The 21,752-nt window shown below is 31.3% G+C and carries 32 protein-coding genes; 19 read left to right on the top strand and 13 right to left on the bottom strand.

Annotated elements, in window-relative coordinates; all coding sequences use genetic code 11:
* From WDZ98_RS02485 to WDZ98_RS02475, 3 genes are all read left to right on the top strand, one after another.
* On the top strand, positions 1–236 hold a 236-nt coding region (locus tag WDZ98_RS02485; RefSeq protein ID WP_368060914.1), incomplete at its 5' end, for a hypothetical protein.
* A 34-nt stretch (positions 237–270) separates the two neighbouring features.
* Positions 271–510, top strand: coding sequence for a hypothetical protein (locus WDZ98_RS02480; RefSeq protein ID WP_368057900.1), 240 nt, complete (start codon positions 271–273; stop codon positions 508–510).
* Positions 504–722, top strand: coding sequence for an Lrp/AsnC ligand binding domain-containing protein (locus tag WDZ98_RS02475; RefSeq protein WP_368057902.1), 219 nt, complete (start codon positions 504–506; stop codon positions 720–722). Before WDZ98_RS02480 ends, WDZ98_RS02475 begins: the two co-directional genes overlap by 7 nt.
* 70 nt (positions 723–792) lie before the next feature.
* On the opposite strand, the gene WDZ98_RS02470 is transcribed toward WDZ98_RS02475, so the two are convergent.
* Positions 793–1,629, bottom strand: coding sequence for a hypothetical protein (locus tag WDZ98_RS02470; protein WP_368057904.1), 837 nt, complete (start codon positions 1,627–1,629; stop codon positions 793–795).
* Between the two features lie 85 nt (positions 1,630–1,714).
* Here WDZ98_RS02470 and WDZ98_RS02465 point away from each other — a divergent pair, with 85 nt between their 5' ends.
* Positions 1,715–2,206: a hypothetical protein gene (locus tag WDZ98_RS02465; RefSeq protein ID WP_368057906.1), complete on the top strand. Its 492-nt coding sequence runs from the start codon at positions 1,715–1,717 to the stop codon at positions 2,204–2,206.
* A 571-nt stretch (positions 2,207–2,777) separates the two neighbouring features.
* Here WDZ98_RS02465 and WDZ98_RS02460 read toward each other — a convergent pair.
* Genes WDZ98_RS02460 through WDZ98_RS02445 form a run of 4 tightly spaced genes read right to left on the bottom strand, consistent with a single transcriptional unit; the run spans position 2,778 to position 5,440 of the window.
* Positions 2,778–4,556, bottom strand: coding sequence for a DNA polymerase (locus WDZ98_RS02460; RefSeq protein WP_368057908.1), 1,779 nt, complete (start codon positions 4,554–4,556; stop codon positions 2,778–2,780).
* The gene (locus WDZ98_RS02455) at positions 4,535–4,858 is read right to left on the bottom strand and encodes a hypothetical protein (RefSeq protein ID WP_368057910.1); all 324 of its coding nucleotides are present in this window, start codon (positions 4,856–4,858) and stop codon (positions 4,535–4,537) included. Before WDZ98_RS02455 ends, WDZ98_RS02460 begins: the two co-directional genes overlap by 22 nt.
* Before the next feature lie 16 nt (positions 4,859–4,874).
* Positions 4,875–5,210, bottom strand: a complete 336-nt coding sequence (locus WDZ98_RS02450; protein WP_368057912.1) for a hypothetical protein — start codon at positions 5,208–5,210, stop codon at positions 4,875–4,877.
* Complete coding sequence (locus WDZ98_RS02445; protein ID WP_368057914.1) at positions 5,207–5,440, bottom strand: hypothetical protein; 234 nt, start codon at positions 5,438–5,440, stop codon at positions 5,207–5,209. The genes WDZ98_RS02450 and WDZ98_RS02445 overlap by 4 nt, the downstream gene beginning before the upstream one ends.
* Before the next feature lie 72 nt (positions 5,441–5,512).
* Between WDZ98_RS02445 and WDZ98_RS02440 the strand changes: the two genes are divergently transcribed.
* Together WDZ98_RS02440 and WDZ98_RS02435 are read left to right on the top strand one after the other, a co-directional pair.
* Positions 5,513–6,373, top strand: a complete 861-nt coding sequence (locus WDZ98_RS02440) for a hypothetical protein (protein ID WP_368057916.1) — start codon at positions 5,513–5,515, stop codon at positions 6,371–6,373.
* A gap of 115 nt (positions 6,374–6,488) precedes the next feature.
* Positions 6,489–7,277, top strand: a complete 789-nt coding sequence (locus tag WDZ98_RS02435) for a hypothetical protein (protein WP_368057918.1) — start codon at positions 6,489–6,491, stop codon at positions 7,275–7,277.
* Positions 7,278–7,312: 35 nt separating this feature from the next.
* On the opposite strand, the gene WDZ98_RS02430 is transcribed toward WDZ98_RS02435, so the two are convergent.
* Positions 7,313–7,606, bottom strand: coding sequence for a hypothetical protein (locus WDZ98_RS02430; RefSeq protein WP_368057920.1), 294 nt, complete (start codon positions 7,604–7,606; stop codon positions 7,313–7,315).
* Between the two features lie 219 nt (positions 7,607–7,825).
* Here WDZ98_RS02430 and WDZ98_RS02425 point away from each other — a divergent pair, with 219 nt between their 5' ends.
* Positions 7,826–8,047, top strand: coding sequence for an SHOCT domain-containing protein (locus WDZ98_RS02425; protein ID WP_368057922.1), 222 nt, complete (start codon positions 7,826–7,828; stop codon positions 8,045–8,047).
* 18 nt (positions 8,048–8,065) lie between these two features.
* On the opposite strand, the gene WDZ98_RS02420 is transcribed toward WDZ98_RS02425, so the two are convergent.
* Positions 8,066–8,551: a hypothetical protein gene (locus WDZ98_RS02420; protein WP_368057924.1), complete on the bottom strand. Its 486-nt coding sequence runs from the start codon at positions 8,549–8,551 to the stop codon at positions 8,066–8,068.
* A gap of 100 nt (positions 8,552–8,651) precedes the next feature.
* Between WDZ98_RS02420 and WDZ98_RS02415 the strand changes: the two genes are divergently transcribed.
* Genes WDZ98_RS02415 through WDZ98_RS02405 form a run of 3 tightly spaced genes read left to right on the top strand, consistent with a single transcriptional unit; the run spans position 8,652 to position 10,075 of the window.
* Complete coding sequence (locus WDZ98_RS02415) at positions 8,652–9,359, top strand: HNH endonuclease signature motif containing protein (RefSeq protein WP_368057926.1); 708 nt, start codon at positions 8,652–8,654, stop codon at positions 9,357–9,359.
* Between the two features lie 41 nt (positions 9,360–9,400).
* Positions 9,401–9,766 (top strand): hypothetical protein, encoded by a 366-nt coding sequence (locus tag WDZ98_RS02410; protein WP_368057928.1) that lies wholly within the window; start codon positions 9,401–9,403, stop codon positions 9,764–9,766.
* A gap of 48 nt (positions 9,767–9,814) precedes the next feature.
* Positions 9,815–10,075, top strand: coding sequence for a hypothetical protein (locus tag WDZ98_RS02405; RefSeq protein ID WP_368057930.1), 261 nt, complete (start codon positions 9,815–9,817; stop codon positions 10,073–10,075).
* A 38-nt stretch (positions 10,076–10,113) separates the two neighbouring features.
* Here WDZ98_RS02405 and cas1 read toward each other — a convergent pair whose 3' ends face one another.
* Positions 10,114–11,184: a CRISPR-associated endonuclease Cas1 gene (cas1, locus tag WDZ98_RS02400; protein ID WP_368057932.1), complete on the bottom strand. Its 1,071-nt coding sequence runs from the start codon at positions 11,182–11,184 to the stop codon at positions 10,114–10,116.
* A 109-nt stretch (positions 11,185–11,293) separates the two neighbouring features.
* On the opposite strand from cas1, the gene WDZ98_RS02395 reads away from it, so the two are divergent.
* Positions 11,294–11,755 (top strand): VOC family protein, encoded by a 462-nt coding sequence (locus tag WDZ98_RS02395; protein WP_368057934.1) that lies wholly within the window; start codon positions 11,294–11,296, stop codon positions 11,753–11,755.
* On the opposite strand, the gene WDZ98_RS02390 is transcribed toward WDZ98_RS02395, so the two are convergent.
* The 3 genes from WDZ98_RS02390 to WDZ98_RS02380 form a co-directional block, all read right to left on the bottom strand.
* A complete protein-coding gene (locus WDZ98_RS02390; RefSeq protein ID WP_368057936.1) occupies positions 11,752–12,138 on the bottom strand; it encodes a hypothetical protein in 387 nt (128 codons plus the stop codon). The genes WDZ98_RS02395 and WDZ98_RS02390 overlap by 4 nt on opposite strands.
* Before the next feature lie 62 nt (positions 12,139–12,200).
* Positions 12,201–12,572, bottom strand: coding sequence for a hypothetical protein (locus tag WDZ98_RS02385; RefSeq protein WP_368057938.1), 372 nt, complete (start codon positions 12,570–12,572; stop codon positions 12,201–12,203).
* A 296-nt stretch (positions 12,573–12,868) separates the two neighbouring features.
* Positions 12,869–13,663 (bottom strand): adenylate/guanylate cyclase domain-containing protein, encoded by a 795-nt coding sequence (locus tag WDZ98_RS02380; RefSeq protein WP_368057940.1) that lies wholly within the window; start codon positions 13,661–13,663, stop codon positions 12,869–12,871.
* 203 nt (positions 13,664–13,866) lie between these two features.
* Here WDZ98_RS02380 and WDZ98_RS02375 point away from each other — a divergent pair, with 203 nt between their 5' ends.
* Together WDZ98_RS02375 and ilvA are read left to right on the top strand one after the other, a co-directional pair.
* Positions 13,867–14,706, top strand: a complete 840-nt coding sequence (locus tag WDZ98_RS02375) for a hypothetical protein (RefSeq protein ID WP_368058424.1) — start codon at positions 13,867–13,869, stop codon at positions 14,704–14,706.
* Positions 14,707–14,886: 180 nt separating this feature from the next.
* Positions 14,887–16,095: a threonine ammonia-lyase gene (ilvA, locus tag WDZ98_RS02370; protein ID WP_368058426.1), complete on the top strand. Its 1,209-nt coding sequence runs from the start codon at positions 14,887–14,889 to the stop codon at positions 16,093–16,095.
* Between the two features lies 1 nt (position 16,096).
* Here ilvA and purE read toward each other — a convergent pair whose 3' ends face one another.
* Complete coding sequence (purE, locus tag WDZ98_RS02365) at positions 16,097–16,672, bottom strand: 5-(carboxyamino)imidazole ribonucleotide mutase (RefSeq protein WP_368057942.1); 576 nt, start codon at positions 16,670–16,672, stop codon at positions 16,097–16,099.
* A 107-nt stretch (positions 16,673–16,779) separates the two neighbouring features.
* Between purE and WDZ98_RS02360 the strand changes: the two genes are divergently transcribed.
* The 4 genes from WDZ98_RS02360 to WDZ98_RS02345 all read left to right on the top strand — a co-directional run bounded on the left by WDZ98_RS02360 (position 16,780) and on the right by WDZ98_RS02345 (position 19,403).
* Positions 16,780–17,925: a 5-(carboxyamino)imidazole ribonucleotide synthase gene (locus WDZ98_RS02360; RefSeq protein ID WP_368057944.1), complete on the top strand. Its 1,146-nt coding sequence runs from the start codon at positions 16,780–16,782 to the stop codon at positions 17,923–17,925.
* Positions 17,926–17,955: 30 nt separating this feature from the next.
* Complete coding sequence (locus WDZ98_RS02355) at positions 17,956–18,348, top strand: hypothetical protein (RefSeq protein WP_368057946.1); 393 nt, start codon at positions 17,956–17,958, stop codon at positions 18,346–18,348.
* A gap of 137 nt (positions 18,349–18,485) precedes the next feature.
* Positions 18,486–18,734, top strand: a complete 249-nt coding sequence (locus WDZ98_RS02350; protein WP_368057948.1) for a hypothetical protein — start codon at positions 18,486–18,488, stop codon at positions 18,732–18,734.
* Entirely contained in the window at positions 18,735–19,403 is a 669-nt protein-coding gene (locus WDZ98_RS02345; RefSeq protein ID WP_368057950.1) for an NDP-sugar synthase, read from the top strand.
* Between the two features lie 10 nt (positions 19,404–19,413).
* Here WDZ98_RS02345 and WDZ98_RS02340 read toward each other — a convergent pair whose 3' ends face one another.
* The gene (locus WDZ98_RS02340; protein WP_368057952.1) at positions 19,414–19,560 is read right to left on the bottom strand and encodes a hypothetical protein; all 147 of its coding nucleotides are present in this window, start codon (positions 19,558–19,560) and stop codon (positions 19,414–19,416) included.
* A gap of 102 nt (positions 19,561–19,662) precedes the next feature.
* Between WDZ98_RS02340 and WDZ98_RS02335 the strand changes: the two genes are divergently transcribed.
* Together WDZ98_RS02335 and WDZ98_RS02330 are read left to right on the top strand one after the other, a co-directional pair.
* On the top strand, positions 19,663–20,628 hold the full coding sequence (locus WDZ98_RS02335; RefSeq protein WP_368057954.1) for an LLM class flavin-dependent oxidoreductase: 966 nt from the start codon (positions 19,663–19,665) through the stop codon (positions 20,626–20,628).
* Between the two features lies 1 nt (position 20,629).
* Positions 20,630–21,739: a thiolase family protein gene (locus WDZ98_RS02330; RefSeq protein ID WP_368057956.1), complete on the top strand. Its 1,110-nt coding sequence runs from the start codon at positions 20,630–20,632 to the stop codon at positions 21,737–21,739.
* Positions 21,740–21,752: the final 13 nt, after the last annotated feature.

Genomic DNA, 21,752 nt, shown 5'->3' with positions numbered 1-21,752 from the left:
CTGCAAAGAAAACACCTGCAAAGAAAACACCTGCAAAGAAAACACCTGCAAAGAAAACACCTGCAACATCTAAAGACGTTAAATCTAAAGGAAAATCCAAAAAAATCAAAGAAGAACCAAGTGATGATATGGGAATTGTTATTGTTGATGATGATATAGAAATTGATCAAGAAAAAGTAAACGAAGAAAGACGTGCATATTTAGAAGAGGCTCGCTCCCAAGAAGCATTTGACTAGGAATCTTTATCAGATTCGATAACATACACTATACATGCGTGCATTGTGTCTGATTACGGTTAAACCTGGTAAAGTAGACTCTGTCGTTGAAATTTTAAAGAAAAAACGTAAAATTCTAAAACAGATAATGATTGTCTCTGGAAGAGCAGATGTTAGTGTTCTTTTGCAAGGAAATATTGACGAAATCAATAATATGGTAATTGATTTCAAAAAAATCAAAGAGATTGTAACTACTGAGACATTGATTGAAGTGGAGGTTAATTTAGGATGGTAAGAGCAATCATTTTAGTAAAATCACCAAAAAAACTCATAGCTGCTAGATTACGTAAGATTACTTCTATAACCGACTCTTTTCCTACCAGCGGACAGTTTGATGCAGTTGCCATAATTGAGGTCAAAGAGCTAGGCCAGATAAAAGAAGTGGCAAATCAAATCCAAAAAATCACTGGCGTGGATAGAACTGAAACCATGATTGAAGTTCAATAAAAAAGGGAATCCCCCCTCTTTGTGAGTAAAATTGTGCTGTATCCAGAAAGACAGCATAGATAAAATTTAATTATTGTGGAAAGAGTTCTTTTTCAAATTTTTTAAGATCTGCCAATAATCCTAAAACATCATCTTTAGTCACTTTAATATCAAATCCCCCATGCTCAATTTTATTTCGCACTTCTCTTAGTGCAGAAGATTTGAAAAAAGATACATTAACCGTTCTCTTTTCATCTGATTGAATTTTCTCAGCAAGTAATTCTACTAGTTGTGCAAAATTGTTTCCTTTTTGTTTTAGAAATTGTTCGATTTCAGGCTTTGTCATTTTTAAATCTATGAGTTTTTTCTTTACAAGATTTTCCTGTGTTGCTAAAAGAGATACTGCCAGTGGCCATTGAAAATCAGAATTGAAATGTTTTCTTACGATGGCATCAATTTCAAGTAACGGCCAAATTTCTACAAAATATCCAATCATCATTTGAAATAATTCAAGTTTAGAGGTAAAATCAACAAGAAACAATCTAGAATAATCGTTTCCATCTAAACCCAGTTTCTCTATTTTCTTACCAACATTGTCTATAAAATCGTCTTCAGGTTCCATTGCCAATGCAAGACTATTTTTAAAATCTGGATCAGTATTTTGAGGAGATGTGTCTAAAAGAGCATTACTGTTGTTTTTAGCTAATTTCGATATTTCAACTCTTCTACCATCAATGAATTTATCAAAAGTCTCACTGTTCATGTTTTTGACAAGATCAATATAGCGAAGAAGAGCTTTTTCATAGGCATCTGTTAAGACATCTGCCTTTGCTCTAATCCCGTCAGTATTCTCATGTGTTTTTAGAACTTTTTCTACTTCTTCATTTACGATTCTAAGAAAAGGATCATTTCCAAAAAGTTCTGACATGTTTTTCGAGAGTAACTACATGAATTAAGATTATCGTTTAGTGTGATAGATTTTGATTTTAATACCCCTATTCATTTCATATATTATGAGTAATCTATCAAATGCAAGTATTGTCATAGTAGTAATTGGAGGAATACTTGGACTTGTATTTTATGTTGTTAGTTCACCAACGATTATGATAGCAATGAATCATCCTGATTCTACACTTTATGGAGGTCAAGATATTCCAATTTCAATATATTCTGAGAATAATCGATTATGGTCACAAGTATGTTTTAGAATAGAAAATCAAGGGCAGGCAATACCTTCAGGCGAGATTCCTGCTAGTAATTTTCAAGTTTCTATAAACACAAATGCCATTTGTGAAGAATGTAACTCATTTACTAATTTCCAAACACTTGGAGCTCAAGAGTCTAAGGCTTATTGTGAAAGAGTGAAGATGCCTTTGAATTCAAAAGAATTAACTTTTGAGATAAATGCAAAATATGATGCAATTATACCGAGAACAGTTGGCAATACCTTTGTTTGTGAGTTAACAGAAGTAGGAGATACAGAGAGCAAATTTGTTTGCAATTAGATATTTTTAAAAATATTTTAACTTCTCTTCTAATATAATAGTTAATTCTTCAATAGATTTTTTTAAAATTTTCTATGTTGTTCTATTTGCTTATATGTGAAACATTAAGTCATTAACACAATCTTTGTATTTTTTCTTTTTATCATTGTAACAATACACAAAAAATAGCGTCATTCACGCCTGAAAACCGCATTAAATCAACGAATTAAAACAATCAACGAATGTGCTAATGTTTTACAATTACAACAACGAATGATCAAAACATAAAGTCAATGGATGTAGTTTAATTTTGACATTACAGATGCTAAAAATAACTTTAAAATAAAATAATTTCTAAATGAAACAATATTGTTTTGCATATTATCAAAATTCACGCCTGATTTTAAAATGATTTTAGTAAAATTTCATGCCTGATTTTATAATAATATTGAAATGATTTCATAATTACGCACAGAATATTGTTTTAAGGGTTATTTTATAATGATTGAATTATAGTAAAATTTTATAAAAATTTTTAAATCACCTAATTTTGAAATAATTTCAAAATAAATTTTATTTCAATATTTCAAAACTAGATGTTATCTTTACTTATCCAGTTTAGTGATAACGGCATTGAATCATTGAATGATCCATCATTGATTCCAGTTAGTTTTTCAACCCATTGTCTCTTTCTGTCTGCATTGATATTGATTTCCTTGACTTTTGGTTTTATCTTTCCAATATCTGAGATTTTATTTTGAATTATTGCCATCTTTAGAGTAGTGTTTCTTTTCTCCAGATATTTTATGAATAACTTTCCATCCTTCTCAAATGTATCCAGATGCTCAATATCCTTGCCATTTAGTTTTCCAAGACCCCTCTTTTTCCATGAATTGAATCGATAAATTCCATTTTGTAACACCTCTACGTCATCTGCCTCATTATCAAATGAAAATTCACCTAGTTTAGTAGAATCTATGTCCAATTTACGCGTAGAACAGATAGAATCTGTAGCAAAAAACACTACATCACGCTCAATTCCATGCTCTTTTACCATGTTGTATAGTTGTGCACGTGTGTATCCCGTGATATGTGAAAAAATTACAGGGATGAAGATATTTCCAGATATCCTGTTAGTATTTGCACCTGTCTTTCCGTATATCGCGTTGAGAATTATCTTTAATGGTAACTGCATTGGATTGTTTTGTTTTTTTAATGTCATTCTTTTTTCATATAAATTTTCAATAAATTCTCGATATGGTAAATGATTTGTTTTTGGAATAAATTGAAAAGAGTCTAGAATCTTGTACCATTTTTTTTCACATGCAAGTAATTCTGGCAATGTAACATATGTCTCAAATTTGCCTGATGGAAAAAGTACAGTTCCATTTGCCTTAAATGGAAATGCTGGAATATATTTTTCATCAGGAATGTCTGCCAATATTCTAAAAAATCCAATCTTTGCATCTTGATGTACTGATTTTCTATGCAACCATTTGCCATTGTTTAGATCAGGAATATTTGAAAATGCGTTAGGGTATGCAGAATTAATATCATATAGATACGCTTTTCCAATAAACCCACGTTTTAGAATCTCAAAGCGACCACCAAAACTTGAACGGTACGCCAAGTCTTGAATTGGATATGGTATGGAGTTGAACTTTGGGATATCAATTCCATGATTGAATAGAACCTTTTCTGCCAAGTATCCTGAGCTAATCCATCTCTTTGGATAAAACAAAAATGCATCATGAAATATTTTCACCCAATGCTGTGAGAGTTCTTTTGTCATGATGCAGTCATCAATACAGTATTGTCTTACTTTGTTTGTGTGCCTTCTATAGTACGTAGGTGAGAACTGGTCTCGTTTATCTTTCATTGCAAGGTATTGCTCGTCTAGTTTTCTGATATTTTTTTGATATGCGTCAACCAGACTGGATTGGTAAAATTGTGCAATGTCAAAAAATATTCGAGAGTGATGACCTTTGGATACGCGTAGCCTCTTTTTTGGGATGTAATCTAGAGTATAATCATTATATGTGAAATGAAGATTTTTAGTAGTTTTGAAGATATTCAGTCTATTTCCTAATAGTTTTAGAATCACCCCTGCATCATACTCTATATTGTAAAAGAAATTCCAAGCATTCTCAAATTTCTTTGAAAAGAGGAAATTAATGACTGAATTAGGCGTAATTTTATCCAAATATCGCCCATCAGAGTCGGCAATTAGGAATATGTCGCCATTCCAAGTCTCAGTGTCTACGCCATGGATGTCATGCAGATAGGTTTGTGCAAGGTCTCTGTTTTGTGTTCGCCCCGTGTATAACTTTGAGAGATCCTTGTAATCAGTTATCCCGATGGAGTCTGCCATATCACATCAGGTATCTTGCTTGGTTTTCCTTGACGTCTCTTGGTTAGTTGTTTGCGAATTTCACCATATGACAAATTTGGATAGTTGTTTCTTATTTGTCTGATATAGTTGTGATATCTTTTCAGTTTTCCAGACCGAGATTGGTTTGGTTCTTTTTTTGATTTGCTTTTCTTTGGAATTTGTTTTTCTAGTCTTGCAAGTTGTTTTTTTATTCTTTCTCGCAGTATCTTTACTTCCTTGTTGTTTGGAAATATTCTCAGAGCAACTAGTCTTTGTTGTAGTTTTTTTATTTTTTCATTCATTAGTATCACCAAAAAATTAGAGGTTCGTCCTGAACCGTCTAATTGGAAAACCATTTTTGGACTCTCCAATCCAAGTAAATAACTTGAATCTGGTATCTTTTTTGATCTTCTTTTCTCTTACTCCTTTGCTCCACTGATTAAACAGTGATGCATTTAGAGATGTATTGGACTTGAGAGGAAGAATCCTGTATTCTAGTCCATTTACTGTTTTTAGTAACACTTGAACGTTTACAGAATATTCCGTGTCAAATGTAACAAGATCAGAGACTTTGATTTCCAAAACATCGGGATTATTCTCATCATGAGATGTATAATCACCCCACTTGATGTATGGAATTGGTTCTGTACTCATTTTCTTTTGCCTCCTTTTTTGAGAGACAGTTTGAGAAATTTCTCTCCGTTTTCTTGTACTAGTTCTACATTCATTGTAGATGAACGTCCTAGATTTGCTAGTGCTGTTTTTGGAATTGCAATCACCTTTGAAAAATTTTGACTGCTAATTTTCCTTGTACCAAAATCAGTAGTTACAGCATTTGAACGACTGATTTTCTTTGTATTTTTTAATGATTTTTGCTTGTTCAATGAATGATTTTGCTTGTTTGCTGTTAGGTAGTTTTAATTAGAAAACTCGATGACCTAACTCTGTGCCTATTTATGCATGAGAGAAAAACAAAACCAGTCAAAAAACTCGATTACCCAAAATTGAGAAGAAAATTCTACTATCCAAGAAATAATTACAGAACAGCGGTAAAAATTATCAAGTATCTTGAGATACACAGATTTCCCACGACAAAAATGATTTCAGATGCCACTGTGAACAATCACCATGATACAAAAATAACTATGGAGTTTCTCAAAAAATTAGGATATGTTGAAGAGTATCGAATTGTTGTAAATTCAGATCATAAATGTATGCATTGCAAAAAATCTTCACAATTTGTAGTTTCTGCTGATTCAATACAATCGTCACTTGAAATATTAGAAAATAACCATCAGGCAATGATTAGAAATAAATCAAAACCAGATTTTAAACGAAAAGACTATTTTCCATATGAAAAAGATCATGTGCTGGGAAGATTAGCTTGGATGGAATGTAAACAATGTCAGAAACATGACGAATCTGCAAATGAAATTCTTTTTAAAATAAGTCAAAATAGATTGTGGACATTAACTAATCGTGGAAAATATATTTTCTTAGTATTGTTTAAGGATGAAAAACTAACAAAAATTATCAGAGACAATTTGGATGTAAAAATCTTTGAATTAATTTATGCATTAAAACAAAGTGCTGAAAAATTATCTGTAAAAAATTTAATTTCAAAACTAAATCGTACAAAACATGATGATGATGAGTCAATATTTGAAATAATACTTTCAGAATGGTATGAAAGTAATTTTGAAAAAGTTATGAATACAAAATATTCTGATTCCTTACACCAACCACTAATAGATTATCAAGAGAAATACAAATGGGAACATATGGGAAAACACATACAAAACACACGTAAAGGCTAACTGTTGATTTTGATACTGGTATGCCGTGAAGAACTTAAATGTCATATTGAAAGTAAGCAAATATGATTGAGATGATTGATGAGTATTTGAGATTAAAAGGAACTAATTCCATACCATGACTTCTATATCATTTACAAATGAAGATGCTAGAAAATTGATGTTAGACCAAGTAGATTTTAAAATGTGTCTGGCCAAACATTTTCTTTTGAAAATTCCCTCACAAGTATCCCTTGACTTTGATATTCAACACACAAAATTAGAGTCAAATGTTGAATCCTTTTTGTTTTTTTCAAATTCAACAATAGAAAACTTGGCTTTTAAAATAAATTTATTTTTTGAACAACCTATCACCTCTAGCAAATATGTGACAAAGACTGTTGAATCTACAAGTTCTCCAATAAAAAATACGGTTGGTGTAAATAGAAGTGGCTTATGGTTTGATGATATTACCATCTATAAATTAAGAAATAAATTAGATTCTTCTGTAGATGAACAAAATAAAGTCATACAAATAATCAACAAATATTTCTCGAATCCTGTTGAACAAACATCACAATTTGATTTTACCAATTCATCGTTATTTTTGTTAAGAGAATTAAGAAATTTCATTGCCCATAATCCAATTATTAATCGTCATGCAGTTAGAGGGACAGAAACAAAAACATCGTTACTATTTCGCATAATCTTCCAAAAATATTCTCCCGAACAGCCCCAAAAAAATGTACCAGAAGTAATTGGAACTAAAATTGCTTTTATTGAAGATAATCCGAATCAATTTTTTAATGAACTATATTCTAAATTAGATCAATTTATTGACGAAATCGTTTCTATTGTCCAATATCCGCATAAGACTTCTTATCACAAGACAATATCAAACTCCGAATTGGAATCTTTATTATCCTAATTTCTTGTAGTGATTTCAATTAAAAAAATTGAGAGTTAAACATCCTCTCCGCATTGCATACAGTATACTATTCCATTAGGATCGGCATCATGCATTTTTTTGGGATGTCTACATTTTGTCTTGTATTCTGATGTGATTAATTCAATCAGTTTTTCAAGAATCTTGTTTTCTTCTTGTTGTACTTCTCTCATCCTTCTTAATAGTCTGGTAAAATTGTCATCTGGAGGCATGGCAATAGTTGATTCATACCCTTTTACCTTCATTTTACCAAGTTTTCTGAGTACATTTGCCAGTTTTAGAATCTTGAATGAATTTTGAGTTTTTGTCATTAATCTTTTATTGATTTCAAGTTTTCAAGGATTTCCAACACGCTTAAGTTCACTATCTTTGAAGAAAATTTGTGAGTTTTAGAGCAAGCGTATTTTCAAGAAATGAACTAGTGATAATCACAGGAATGTCAGTTACCGCTTCATCAATTTTGTATGTTTTTTATTTTATTGGAAGATAAATTTCAATACGCTTAAGTTCATATAAAAATTTAGAATTGTATGTTGGAACATACTTTTTTACAGAGTATTCTGGGAGTTGGAATTATTATTGCAATAATTATAGGCATAATCGTAGCAATAATAATAATTATTATTAAAATTTTAAAGAAACTTCCAATTGGAGATGCAAAACGTAGAGGGCATTTGAAAGATAGATTAGTCAATGGAGAAATAACAAAAGAAGAATATGATAAACTAAAGAAACAACTAGATGAAAGTTGAACCTTACATTCTAAACTTTTACTGTTTTAGATATTCGATAATTTTGTATTCATCAATACACGCAATCAATGTGCACCCTTGAATATTCTTCATTGCTTGTGTTAATCCTATTTGATTTCTCCAAATTTTTTCTGTACCATCTTTTTGTAAAACATCATCTAATATTACCACTTCACAAGCAGTTACTGTTTGAGTGATTGTCCATTTATCCAAAATCTCTTTTGCTTTACCTTTTGCATTGAGTAACATTTGATCATGAATACCTGAAATTAGAATTTGATTAATTCCAATATCTTTAGCCTCACAATAATCAACTCCTGCTTTCAAAATATTTGGAGCTTGTTCTATTACAACGTCTTTGATATTTTCAGCATTATCTTGAATCACATTATTTTGAAATAATGGAATAATTACTCCAAAAATCAAAACTAGTATAACAATTCCAAGCAAACCATACTTGAGACCTAAACCTAGTCCATCTCCAATGTCAGATATAATGCCCATAATCCCATTCTGAATTATCGCGACTTAAGCGTATTGTGGATTATGCCAAAAATTGTGTAGATTAGCAAATGCTTAAGTTCATAAATAATTGAGATAGATTATGGGGTTTTTCAAAAAAACAGATTATGAAAAACATGCCGAAAAATTACACAACAAACTTTCACGAATTATCAAGACGATGGATTCCAGAGAGTTAAAAGACATTTGTCAAAAAGTCATTGGAAAATACCCAAGAGAAGGAACTAGACTTTTTGATTCAGAATATAACTTAATCCAAAAATTTGGATATAAAATTTCTCATACTGATTATATGTTATATTTTTCACATTATCGAATACAAGGAAAATTTTCTGATTTAAAACTTGCAAAATATTTAATCATGCGAGACATTCTAGATAAAAATGATCCAGATTATGAATACCTAAAACAATTTGCTAAATCAGAAGATCAATTAGATTATCAAATCCCCCGTAATAATTTTCCCGCTACCGTCAAGGAAGCAATTAGAAAAATTCAACATAATAGATGTGCCATTCCACATTGTACCAATACTGAATATTTTGAATTTGATCATATCAAGGGTAGAGATGATAATACATTATCAAATTGTCAGATGTTGTGTAAATTTCATCATCAAATGAAAAGTAATGAAGATGCTATCAAGAAACGAATAGAAGAAAATTTGAAAGACGGTGGAACTGTTAGAGATATTCACATTAAATCTAGACCATCTCAAAGAAGAAGTCCATCTAGAAAAACATCAAGAAGAACTCCACATAAATCAAATTCTAGAAGACATAGACGATAAAACTCCAATACGCTTAAGTTCATAAAATAGTTAGAGACAGTATGGGAATATTAGATAAGTTCAGAATAAAAAATGCTAAACGAACTAGCCCTTATGGAATTATGAACAAAGAAATCCCATGTACTGGAGTGTCTTTAGATGATTTAAGCAAACTGGATTCAAAGAAACTTGAAAAAACAGTTAAAAAAAATGTTAAAGAACATACTAAGAATTTAGATAAATTATCTCATGATGATTTGAAAGACACGCGTGAGAAAATCAAAAGAGAGTTAACACCTAGGACACAGATAGCTCCTCAATATAGAACATTATGGGCAGTTAAAAACCAAAAAATTGTGCTTTCTGAACTATCTATTTTGCTTGGTAAAATAGAAGAAGAAATAAAAAAACGAAGAAAAACATCTTAATTTTTTAATTTTCAATATACTTAAGTTCATAATTCTTATAGAAAATGTATGGATGTAAGAACTTGTCCTAAATGTGAAAGAAAAGTTGTAGATAAATTAACTTGTGGACATTGTGGTAATACTTCTTCATCTTCGCATGATTACATTAAAAAAGTTCCACTCCAAAATGTATTCAAAGTAGATGACCAAGGAAATCCATTAAATGACGAATGTGACTTTATTCAACCTGATGATGAATCTGAGAACTTGTTTTTAGATGATAATGAAGATAATGTTGATGAACCTGATACCGATGAATATAATGTTTGATGATTTTCTTATAGGTTTACCTGTAGACAAAGAAAAAATTAGATTCTAAACTCATCACTTTTGCCATTACAAAAGTCAGATAAATTCTGAATCACTATTTTGACTATTGTAATTTCAGCACAATTAGACAACCCATTTTCTTTTTTCATGCCGTTTTTCCTATCATACTCTCTAGTCTTTCTAAAATCAACTTCAAGCATCTCTAAGAACTTTTTGACCAGTTCGGTATCCAATAAAACCATGCCTGATTTATCGTGTTTGATATAGTCAGTTTTCTTGATTTGCAGTTTCTTGTTTTTGGCATTGCCTAGCCTATACACAGTCTTTTCCACAATCCATCGGAATGGCTCAATCAAGTCATAAGTTAGCGATTGGAAAGATTCATGATTTTTGTGATAAAATGAATAGTACGGATCAAGACCAATTCCTACAATCTGTTTGGTAATTTCTCCAGCTAGAACTGTATAGCCGTAATTCAAAAGTGCGTTAATCACATCAGTTGCATTTTGTTTTGTATTTCCTACAAATCCACGCCTTGAATCAAAACCATATTTTTCATCAAAGAAACTAGTATACAGTTTGAAATATTCTCTACTCACATGAGCTTCGACAGTAACCATTTTTCTCAAATCAAGATTTGGAATGATTCTTTGTTGTTCTTTGAGAGTTGAGATGACCTTTGTACAATCTTCATTCAGACTGGATAAAAATCTGATCTGGCTTTCAAACTTGGCATGCAGTAACTGTCTTTGAAGATAGGTTGCTTTGGTATCATCTCGAAACGTATCGTACTGACTCATTCTATTTCTCGAACCAATCCCTGAGACCATAGGGAAATTCATCGATGATACTGCATTTCCATACGAATCAGTCAAAATGATATTTACATTATTTTCAGATAATGACTTTATTGATTCAGTAGAGAGGATGCCTCTTCCAGAAATGACTATTCTTTGATACGGGAATCGAGATGGAAAATAAGATTCTATTTCGTGCTCTTTTTCGTAAAAATGTCTGCCGTTTTTTAAAACTATTTGATTGTCTTTTAAAGTAATTCCAATGCCATAACCCCTTAACAGTTTCACTCGATGTGTTGTTGCATTTTGCATAATGTTGATTATAATTTTGGAATAAAACAAATTTCCAACAAATCATACTGTTTTGAACTTCCTAGATACAGCACAATTTTACTCACAAAGAGGGGGGATTCCCTTTTTATTGAAGTTCAATAACAATGGATTTAAAGAACTTAAAGGTAGACTAGACGTGAACATCAAAAAAGTAGGAAATGTAATTTTAGCTGTTTCAGACATTGACAAATCACTCCACTTTTACCACGAAATCATAGGGCTTCCAATCAAAAATCAGCGAAGATCTTGGGTAGATTTAGGTACATCTGGTGCTTTATTGAGTTTACATCCTGCATCATTAACGGCACAACATATTGGCAGTTCTATTGAAAATGGAATCACAATAGGTTTTCTTGTTGGTGATGTAAAATCCGCAGTTGAGGAATTAAAAGCAAAAGGCGTTACAATTCATCGTGACATAGTTGAAAGAGAGGCAGGCAAAAACGCAGTGATTTTAGATCCTGATGATTATCTTATTTCACTATTCGAGCCAAGCTTTGAAGATAAAGCTCAACAAACAAGTGGATATCAAGGATTTACACCAGCTTAGATTGTCTTTTTGATTAGAGATATTATTTTCTCTAAGCCTTTTTCTTTTCGATTTATTGAAACATAATATGTGACATCATTTTTTTGCAAAATTAGAATTGTAACTTTTTGATGTTGTAAAATTACATACTCTAATTTTCCAACTGTGTCTGCAGTTTCTTTTCTTAGAGACATTAAAGTAGCAATTATGAAGAATTCATTTTTAACTTGTTCTGATTTTAAAAGTGGTTTTAGATTTGGTCTGATTATTCCAGTTAAAGTTCGACCATAAGCATTTACTACTCCTGCATATCTAATACCGTTTGATAATTTTAAAATATTTTGACATTGCTTCCTATATTTTACTACTGTATCTTTCCATTTGTCCGCAGGAGTTTTAACCATAAGAAAACTAATTTTTGAAACTAATAAGGATTCTGAAAAATTACATTTTATGAAACTAAGATCTACTTTGAATTTACGTCTTTTTGTAATTTTTTCTTTAATTCTAGATTTTCTTGTAATAGTTTGTCATTTTGGTTTTGAAGCATTTCTATAGAATTTTGTCTGGTGTATAATGGATGTCCTGGTGGGATCACATTAGAGTTCATTGAGAGTAATCCTGATGCATATTGTTGATACATGTGTTGAAATCCTTGTAATTTTTGATTGATAGTGCTTGCATTTTGTAAAAATTGTTCCTTCATAGGATTTTCATGAATTTTAAACATTGGATTAGTTAATCCGGGTGGCAATCTCGGAAATTGAAAGGTCATGTGAGGGATGTTGGGATTCAAACCATACAGGTCCTGCAAATGTTTTATTGCAAAATTGTCCACAACATTTGTCGATATTTGCCATATTTGTGGCTTGCTTTAGTCATTTGATATACTCTTTAGTTAAATCTGGGGTGTTTTTGCTCAATTTGAGCTGATCGCAGATCCTTATAGATTCCCAATTTTGATCGCTATTACACATGTATGAATCAAAAAAAACATGTCTGAAATGTAAAAAGGACATTCAAGAAAAAGATCTACACAAAATTGTAATTTATGTTGTTAGAGAAAAATTCACCGAACATCATTATGAACATGTAGAATGTCCGGACAACTTTACTGTATAATAGTCCAATTTCTTACCCATTAAATTCAAACACGTTGTAAATTTCACCAGTTACTCTGGAACGATATCTCCATTCATTATTTTTCCATACTAATTGTGTAAATTCCTTCTTGGAATTTGGATGAATTCTTTGATACACATCGTTCCCAATCAAAATCTGATTTGGTTTTGCCATATTTTGAATTTTTGATGCAATATTCATTGCAGGTCCCATTAAATCCACATGAGAGTTTTCTATATCTGCACCATATCTTACTACAATATTTTGTCCATAATCGACACCAATCTTTACCATTAAATCTGGATAGTCATATTGATTTAGAATTGGGTTGATGCCCTTTTGAATTACAGTGAGCATTGATTTTGCACAATCCACCGCATTATCTGCTGCAAGTAAACTATTATTTTCTCCAATAAAGTATCCAATCACTGCATCTCCTACAAATTTTAAAACATATCCTTGATGTTGTCTAATGACTGCTGCCATTTCTTGTGAAAACGAACTTACAATAATTGCAATTTTTTCTTCAGGCATTTCTAATGTCATGGTAGTTGAACCAACTAAATCTACATAGAGTACAGCCATATCTAATTTTGAAAAAACATTTTTTCTCAGAAATTTATCTGAATCATTGATGACTCCTGAATATTCGTAACCTTTTTTGAGTGCTCCCCAAACACGCTTTTGTGTCTCCAAAATCATTGTCTCTGAATCTAGTGTTTGGTTTGGATTTTTACTAAGGAGCATGTCTACGACATTATTATTTTGTCCAGTATCTGTAGTTTCTTTGTTTGTTTTTTCAGTCATATTATTCTCTTATTCTAAGGGAAAATCTATTCCACAACGAGGGCATTTGCCTCTTTTCCCCTTATATCCTTCGTGATAGTATTCGGTAATATCATCATTGCAATATTCACAGTTAATTTTGGATTTATTCATGCCTAAAATAGTGATTTTATCTATTTAGATTTTGATGAAGGTTTAAGGAGAGTAAATAGTTGTTATTTTTTGTGCGATTAGGCTCAAGATCTCAAAATGAGTTCCTTCAACTGTTAAATCAGAAAAATGAATCAATCCAAAAAACATATCTTCCAAAAATGATTGATTTGACAAAAATGATCGATGTGAAAGTTATGATGGGGGATTCTACGATTACAGAACAAAAAACATTTGATCCAAAGCTAGTTACTGATTATTTTCAAAAAATTAATGATTCATTACAAGATTGGGATTTACAAGATGTATCAATATCAAACAATCAAGACATTCGAAGAATTTTTACAAAATTTGAGATACGTGAAGGGAATTATTTATTATCGGGTCATATGTCATTACAATTCCATGTTTTATTATACTACAAACCAATTCAACGCGTAATTGATTGTCAAAAAGAATTAGCAGTGATTGTTGATTCAACAAAAAATAAACAAGAACAGTTAGCAGATAATAGTGATCAAATTGTTCTAAATAAACTAAAAGAAATGGGATACAAAGACTTTGATCATCAAAAATTATTTGAGGTTTTTTATGAAAATGATGAATTTAGAGAAAAAGTTTTTACAGAAATTCAAAAAGACGCAGGTGTTGATTTCCAAGAATTATCTGAAAAAAAGAGTGAGTTGTTTAAAGAATTAGACTCACTTTTACTTGAAACTTATCAAACATCCCCAGTTTTAATTGATGATCCAAGATTAGTTGCAGGTGAAGAGGGGTGTTTATTGGCATTAGATTTAGAATTTGTAAAAAATAATAATCGTGAAGGAGTATTTGATCCGAGAAAAATCCCTGATTCGGTAAAAACAAATATTTTAAAAAGATTAGAAGAACTTGAAATTATAATTAAATCATAAACCAAGGAACCGGAAAATGAGAAACCTTTCTCAAAGGGGAGTTCCGGATTCCCTGATATAATTTGAAACCTATTTTTGAACTATTTAGGCATTCCTCAAAAATTACGCATAAAAGTTGACAAAAAATACAATTTTTGTATAGAAGAAGTCAAATACACCGAATCATTAGCAACATTTCCAATGAATCCATCATATGATGAAATAGTAAAGGCAAATTCATTACGAGGAAATGATATAAAAAAAACCCCTCTAATACATACTCCAACATTCAGTGTGATGACAGGGTCAGATGTATATCTGAAAGCAGAATTTAGACAAAAAACTGGTTCATTTAAAATTCGCGGAGCGTATTTTAAAATTAAATCATTATCTGATGAAGAAAAAAAATATGGAGTTGTTGCAGCTTCTGCAGGTAACCATGCACAAGGTGTAGCATATGCATCATCATTAGAAAAAATTCCATGTACTATCGTAATGCCAAAAAATGCATCTCCTGCAAAAGTCGCGGCAACTAGAGGTTATGGTGCCAATGTGATTTTAGAGGGAATAAACTATGATGAATCATCAGCAAAAGCAAAAGAAATAGCAAAAGAGACCGGTGCAACAATGATACATGCATTTGATGATCCGCAAATAATTGCAGCACAGGGAGTTATCGGATTAGAAATATTAGATGATTTACCAGATGTAGATGAGATCTATGTGCCAATAGGCGGCGGTGGATTAGCTGCAGGTATATTGATTGCGATAAAAGAAAAAAATCCTCAAATCAAAGTAATTGGTGTACAATCAAAATCATTTCCATCCATGTATGACTCAATAAAACAAGGTTCTATCACTTCTAGTGGAGGGGAGAGAACAATAGCTGATGGTATCTCTGTTAAAGTTCCAGGACAATTAACATTTGCAATTATCAAAGAACTGATAGATGAAATAGTTTTAGTAGATGATACTGAAATTACAAAAGCAATGTTCTTACTAATGGAAAGAATGAAATTTGTGGTAGAACCTGCAGGAGCTTCAAGTTTAGCTTATTTAATATCCAAAAAACCTGCCATAGGAAAGAAAGTTGTAGCTGTGTTGGCTGGAGGTAATGTGGACATGTATCTATTGGGGCAAATAGTGGATAAAGGTCTTGCAGCTATGGGCAGATTACTCAAATTATCTATTTTACTACCTGATAGACCAGGTGCATTTAAAGAAATAGTTGATGAGATTACTTTAGCTAATGCAAATATCGTTGAAGTGGTTCATGACAGACTAAGTTCTAATATCAATGCAGGTTCTGCAGGTGTGACATTAAGTCTAGAAACACAAGGGAAAGAACAAACAGAATTACTCATTGATGCGCTAAAAAAGAAGAACATTCAATTCACACTACTTACTTGAATTAGTTGAATTTCTTTTTTGCAAATTTTGAAAGGCCTTCTTTCTTTAATTGGTTGGATTCTTTCATGACTGAATTATGTTGATTTGATTTGTGTTCTTTTAGTTTCTTTTTCAAATCTGGAAATTCATTTGCGAGTATTTTCATTGCGTATATTCCTGCATTACCTGCTTTGTTGATTCCTACTGCAACAACCGGAGAACCTGATGGCATTTCAGTAATGGATAGCAATGAGTCTAATCCTCCAAAAGCAGAAAATTTTGAAGTGTCGGATTTTTTTTGATGTTTATCGTTGTAAACTAGTATTGGCACACCAATTACTGGTATAGTTGTATGAGATGCAATCATTCCAGGTAAATGTGCTGCACCTCCAGCTCCTGCAATGATAATTTTAAAATCCATTTTTTCTGCATGTTTAGCATATTCAGCCAACCTCGAAGGAGTCCTATGTGCAGAAACAATTTGATCTTCATGTTTAATTTTATACTCGTCTAAGATTTCAGCTGCTCCTTGCATGATCCTACTATCTGAACTTGAACCCATAATTATTCCCACAAGAGGTTTTTTTGAATATATCATAATAATAGAAAAAACTAGAGAGTAATTAAGAATTCTATTGTTAATCTATTAAAACATATGAACAAACTAACATTAGATATTTGTAATCCAAAAACATTCTTTTCGTAATGGCAAAAATTCTTGGGATAATTGGTGGAGGTCAATTAGGAATGATGATTACTGAAGCCGCAAAAAAAATGCCTAACGAAATATCTGAAATTATTGTTTTAGATCCTACTGAAAATTGTCCTGCATCTCAGGTAGGAGCAACACAAATTATTGCCGATTTTAAAGATAAAGATGCCATCATTGAATTGGCAAATAGATCCGATATCATTACTTATGAAATTGAATCTGGGGACAGTGATATCTTAAAATCAGTTCAATACAAATCCGAAATTAATCCTTCTCCTGAAACTCTAAAAATCATTCAAGATAAATTCCTGCAAAAATCGTTTTTACATGAAAATAATATAGCTGTTCCTGAATTTATTGAAATAAAAAGTATTGAAGATGTCAAAAAAGGTTTGGAAAAATTTGGAATTCCTGCAATGCTAAAAGCTAGAAGAGATGCGTATGATGGCAGAGGTAATTTCAAAATTAATTCCGAAGATGAAATACAAACCGCATTTAATTATTTTAAAGGACAACCTCTTCTATTAGAAAAGTTTGTTCCATTTAGTATGGAAGTATCAGTTATAGCATCTAGAAACACACATGGAGAAATCAAAACCTATCCATTAGTTGAGAATATTCATAAAGAAAATATTTTGCGAGAAACAATTGCTCCAGCTAGAGTCTCTGAAAATATTGCAAAAAAAGCGGAACAAATAGCAGAAAAAACAATGAATGTTTTAAAAGGTGCAGGAATTTTTGGCATAGAGATGTTTGTCACTCCAAATAACGATGTGGTGATTAATGAAATTGCTCCTAGAGTACATAATTCAGGACATCATACATTACAATCTAGTGAGACATCTCAGTTTGAACAACATTTGAGGGCAATTCTTGGAATGAAATTAGGAAGTACGAGATTGATTTACAATTCTATAATGTATAATATTTTAGGTAGTGATGAATTCACTGGAGAATACACGCCATTAGAAGTGACTGATCCAGGAGTGTTTCTGAAAATGTATGGGAAAAAAATTTCAAAACCCCATCGAAAATTAGGACACCTTAACATAATTGGAAATAATGGGGAGCCCATAGATGAGTTATTAAAAAAATTAGATGCACTAAAATCAAAAACAGTTATCAAAGCATCTAATTAGATTTATTAATTGATAAAAGAGAAATGGAATATGGCTTTAACTCCTGCATTAATCATAACTGGTATTGCTATTGCATTACTGGTAATCTATGCAATTGATGTGGCTGTGGTTGAAATTACTGGCAACGAAGTAGGATTCATTCCATTTGATCATAAAATTCGAGGGATGGGATTAGGTCTTCCTGCAATGGTATTGCCAATTATATCATACTTTATTTCAAGAAAAAAACCTTCAAAAGGTTTAGGCATTATGATAATAATCGCAGGCATTTTGATTATCTTTGGTGGTGCATTTGTTATTGGTAATGCTGATCCAATAGAAGCAGAAGCATCTGGAAGAAATATGGCCTCTGAAGTAGCTCCATTACTGATTGTTGGTGCAATTCAGATAGGATTAGGTATACTTAAAATTAAAAAATCTTAAGCAATTAGCATGGTTACTTGTGCAAAGTGTGCAAACGATGTAAAAAAAGTGTATGACTGTGATCATACTAATTTTGAAGAATACTGTGTTGAGTGCTATACAGAATTACATTACTATTTGACAGAAAGTGAAAAATCATGTTAACCGATAAAGATATTGCAATTTATGCCCTTGGAAAAACAGAAGGCGTTCACTCCATTGCTGAGACACTTGGAAAAGGATTAGATGATGAAAAATATATTGAATCTTGGAACAAAACTATGAAATTGTTAGGTATTGAAATGCCACTAAAGGAACTAGAGAAGATCTACAATGAATTTGCAAAAAAGATGGAAGATCTTGCAAATTCTGAAAATATAAAACCTGAAAAACCTATCACAGAATAGATGAAAGCACTAATTTTAGCTGGCGGTAGAGGTAAAAGACTAAAACCCATTACAGACTATGTCCCAAAACCGCTTGTTCCGATAAAAAACATTCCAATTATTGAATGGCAAATAAAATATCTTAAAAAATTTGGAGTGAATGAAGTGATTGTTTGTACAGGTTACAAGCAAGATATGATTGAAAATTATTTAAATATTAAAAAAATAAATATGAAAATAAGATTTTCAATTGAAGATTCTCCATTGGGTACAGGTGGTGCAATTAAAAAAGCTGGGAAAATGATTCACGATAAATCTTTTTTTGTTCTTAACGGCGACGTTATAACAAATATTGATTTAAAACAATTATCAAAAAAACAAAATTCTATTGCATCTATTGAATTACAAACAAAATTTGGAATTTTAGAAACAAAAGATGATAAAATTATAAAATTCAAAGAAAAGAAAGAAATTTCAGATATATGGATGAATGCAGGAATTTATCATTTGGAAAAAAGCATTCTCAAAGACTTGCCATTAAAAGGTGACATTGAAAAAACAGTTTTTCCAGATTATGCTAAAAAAGGAAAACTCTACATTGAAAAATTTAGAAATGTAAAGTGGTATTCAATAGATTCATTCAAAGATATCGAAACATGTTCATCTGAAATTGAGAAAATAATAAAATAAAATACGAATTTTATGCACCAGTTCTGTGTAATGTAACCATACAATATGCAATTTCTTCAACAAATCGTTCATCGTTACTTATCGATGCATATTTTGTTGCATTACCCCAAAATGCTGATTGTTCATTGATTTTTTCCGAGGGTATTTGTTCGCTCAACGATTCTATTTTTGTTCTGATCTGATAATACTCAGCCTCAATCAAAATTCACCTATTACTAAAACAGATACACTAGAATATCCAAAAGACATTACTCTTTTCATGCGTATTGCGTGTAGTTTGGGATCATTATTGTCAATAGAAGAGGTGATAAAATGCTCAAAAATCATCTCAAATACTAGCACTGACGCTATTTGGGTGCCTGAAACATGGGGAATGGAAAATTTTTCAATGTTGGGAATAGTATCATCTACAACAATAAATCAAAAAATAGGCTCATCGATAATTAACATCTATTCCAGAAGTCCATCCATAATTGCGATGGGCGCAGCAACTGTGGATACATTATCTAAAGGACGATTGGTTTTAGGACTCGGTACAAGTAGTTTACCTATAGTCGAATCATTTCACGGTAATAAGTTTGAAAAGCCACTACAAAGGATGAAAGAATATGTTGAAATTATTAGATTAACGTTATCTGGGCAGCAAGTAAATTATGATGGCAATATTTTCAAATTAAATAATTTTACATTATTAATCAAACCACAAAGAAAAGAAATTCCAATTTATCTTGCTGCAATTAATAAAAAAATGGTTGATTTGGCATGGGAAATTGGAAATGGAGTAATATTTTATCTTAGACCGTTAAATGAAATGAAAAAAACAATATCAAAAATGCAATCAAAGAGAAAAATAGATGTTACATGCCAATTAATTACATGTGTTTCTGATAATTCTGAGGAAGCAATTTTGAGAGCAAAAAAAACTATTGCGTTTTATGTTTCTGTTGGGGATATTTATCGTAAATTTTTATCAGATAATGGATTTCAAAAAGAAACTAGTGAAATTTATGATGAATTTAAAAAATCAGGATTTAAATCAAATCATGATTTAGTTACAGATACAATGTTGCAATCACTTGCAATATCTGGAACTTCAGAAGAATGTAAAAAACAATTAAGTAATTTTATTAGTGCTGGAATTGATCAGCCTATTTTGCAATTTAATCCAATTGGAGCAACAATGAATTCATTTGAGTTATTTAAAAAAACATTTTTGGATGAATGATATGAATAAGGTTGGGATTGTTGGATATGGTATTACTCCTTTTACAAAAGAAGACAAAAAAATTGATTCCATTTTATTGGATTCTGTAAAAGAACTATTCAAAAACAATTCACACATAAATCGCGATTATATTGATGCAGTTTTAGTATCTACAAATGACAATTCAAAATACTTGTCCCCGATTTTGTCTGAAATGACAGGCATTCAACCACAAATAGCACATTCTATTGAAAATCTATGTAATTCAGGCACGAATTCTATTGTTTCTGCATATTCTTACATTGCTTCAGGCTTGGCAGATTTGGTACTGGTGGCAGGTGCTGAACGATATGATAGTCCTGGTAGTGTGTTAGAGTGGGATGCATCTCGTGGAGAATACAAACATCCTATTTTTTGGTCTTCATTTTTTACAAAATCCTATAAACGAAAATACAATTTTTCAGATGAAGATCTAGCAATAGTATCGGTAAAAAATCACAAGCAGGCAAAAGAAAATCCTAATGCAATATCAAATAAAACGTTTACAGTTGAGGATGTAATGAATTCAAAACAACTTACAGATGATATAAGATTATTAGATTGTTCTCAGCCGTGTACTGGAAGCGCATCAATAATTTTAGGGTCTGAGGAAAAAACAAAAAAACTCTCTGAAAAACCAATTTGGATAACAGGCATAGGACAAAAAACAATTTCAGCTGGATTTACAAAAAATACTTCATTTACATCGATGGAATCCACCAAACAAGCTTGTGAAACAGCATTAAAAATGTCAAAGAAAGATATTAAAAATATCGATGTTATAGAATTGCATGATGCGTTTTCTGTCTGTGAACCAATTGCATTAGAATCTCTAAGATTTTCTGATAAAGGAAATGGGATCAATATGATCAAAGAATTACATAATACAAATAATTTTAAAATAAATCCTAGAGGAGGATTAATTGGATGTGGACACCCACTAGGTGCAACAGGAATTGCACAGACAATAGAAATTACACAACAACTTCAATCAAATGCAAGTAAAAGGCAAGTAGATAATGCTAATGTAGGATTAGTTCATAACATGTCAGCAGCAGCAACATCTTCCACAGTATTGGTTTTAGAGAATTGAATTTTGAAACTAA

It is taken from the genome of Candidatus Nitrosopumilus sp. (assembly GCF_040878665.1).
Taxonomy (GTDB): Archaea; Thermoproteota; Nitrososphaeria; order Nitrososphaerales; family Nitrosopumilaceae; genus Nitrosopumilus.
Note: the sequence above shows the minus strand (reverse complement) of the source record. Positions and strands in the feature narration are given on the sequence as shown.

Bases quoted from the DNA above. Each gene is read 5' to 3' on its own strand.
- WDZ98_RS02480 (WP_368057900.1), top strand. From the start codon at position 271: ATGCGTGCATTGTGTCTGATTACGGTTAAACCTGGTAAAGTAGACTCT.
- WDZ98_RS02475 (WP_368057902.1), top strand. From the start codon at position 504: ATGGTAAGAGCAATCATTTTAGTAAAATCACCAAAAAAACTCATAGCT.
- WDZ98_RS02470 (WP_368057904.1), bottom strand. From the start codon at position 1,629: ATGTCAGAACTTTTTGGAAATGATCCTTTTCTTAGAATCGTAAATGAA.
- WDZ98_RS02465 (WP_368057906.1), top strand. From the start codon at position 1,715: ATGAGTAATCTATCAAATGCAAGTATTGTCATAGTAGTAATTGGAGGA.
- WDZ98_RS02460 (WP_368057908.1), bottom strand. From the start codon at position 4,556: ATGGCAGACTCCATCGGGATAACTGATTACAAGGATCTCTCAAAGTTA.
- WDZ98_RS02455 (WP_368057910.1), bottom strand. From the start codon at position 4,858: ATGAATGAAAAAATAAAAAAACTACAACAAAGACTAGTTGCTCTGAGA.
- WDZ98_RS02450 (WP_368057912.1), bottom strand. From the start codon at position 5,210: ATGAGTACAGAACCAATTCCATACATCAAGTGGGGTGATTATACATCT.
- WDZ98_RS02440 (WP_368057916.1), top strand. From the start codon at position 5,513: ATGCATGAGAGAAAAACAAAACCAGTCAAAAAACTCGATTACCCAAAA.
- WDZ98_RS02435 (WP_368057918.1), top strand. From the start codon at position 6,489: ATGACTTCTATATCATTTACAAATGAAGATGCTAGAAAATTGATGTTA.
- WDZ98_RS02430 (WP_368057920.1), bottom strand. From the start codon at position 7,606: ATGACAAAAACTCAAAATTCATTCAAGATTCTAAAACTGGCAAATGTA.
- WDZ98_RS02425 (WP_368057922.1), top strand. From the start codon at position 7,826: ATGTTGGAACATACTTTTTTACAGAGTATTCTGGGAGTTGGAATTATT.
- WDZ98_RS02420 (WP_368057924.1), bottom strand. From the start codon at position 8,551: ATGGGCATTATATCTGACATTGGAGATGGACTAGGTTTAGGTCTCAAG.
- WDZ98_RS02415 (WP_368057926.1), top strand. From the start codon at position 8,652: ATGGGGTTTTTCAAAAAAACAGATTATGAAAAACATGCCGAAAAATTA.
- WDZ98_RS02410 (WP_368057928.1), top strand. From the start codon at position 9,401: ATGGGAATATTAGATAAGTTCAGAATAAAAAATGCTAAACGAACTAGC.
- WDZ98_RS02405 (WP_368057930.1), top strand. From the start codon at position 9,815: ATGGATGTAAGAACTTGTCCTAAATGTGAAAGAAAAGTTGTAGATAAA.
- cas1 (WP_368057932.1), bottom strand. From the start codon at position 11,184: ATGCAAAATGCAACAACACATCGAGTGAAACTGTTAAGGGGTTATGGC.
- WDZ98_RS02390 (WP_368057936.1), bottom strand. From the start codon at position 12,138: ATGGTTAAAACTCCTGCGGACAAATGGAAAGATACAGTAGTAAAATAT.
- WDZ98_RS02380 (WP_368057940.1), bottom strand. From the start codon at position 13,663: ATGACTGAAAAAACAAACAAAGAAACTACAGATACTGGACAAAATAAT.
- ilvA (WP_368058426.1), top strand. From the start codon at position 14,887: ATGAATCCATCATATGATGAAATAGTAAAGGCAAATTCATTACGAGGA.
- purE (WP_368057942.1), bottom strand. From the start codon at position 16,672: ATGATATATTCAAAAAAACCTCTTGTGGGAATAATTATGGGTTCAAGT.
- WDZ98_RS02360 (WP_368057944.1), top strand. From the start codon at position 16,780: ATGGCAAAAATTCTTGGGATAATTGGTGGAGGTCAATTAGGAATGATG.
- WDZ98_RS02355 (WP_368057946.1), top strand. From the start codon at position 17,956: ATGGCTTTAACTCCTGCATTAATCATAACTGGTATTGCTATTGCATTA.
- WDZ98_RS02350 (WP_368057948.1), top strand. From the start codon at position 18,486: ATGTTAACCGATAAAGATATTGCAATTTATGCCCTTGGAAAAACAGAA.
- WDZ98_RS02345 (WP_368057950.1), top strand. From the start codon at position 18,735: ATGAAAGCACTAATTTTAGCTGGCGGTAGAGGTAAAAGACTAAAACCC.
- WDZ98_RS02335 (WP_368057954.1), top strand. From the start codon at position 19,663: ATGCGTATTGCGTGTAGTTTGGGATCATTATTGTCAATAGAAGAGGTG.
- WDZ98_RS02330 (WP_368057956.1), top strand. From the start codon at position 20,630: ATGAATAAGGTTGGGATTGTTGGATATGGTATTACTCCTTTTACAAAA.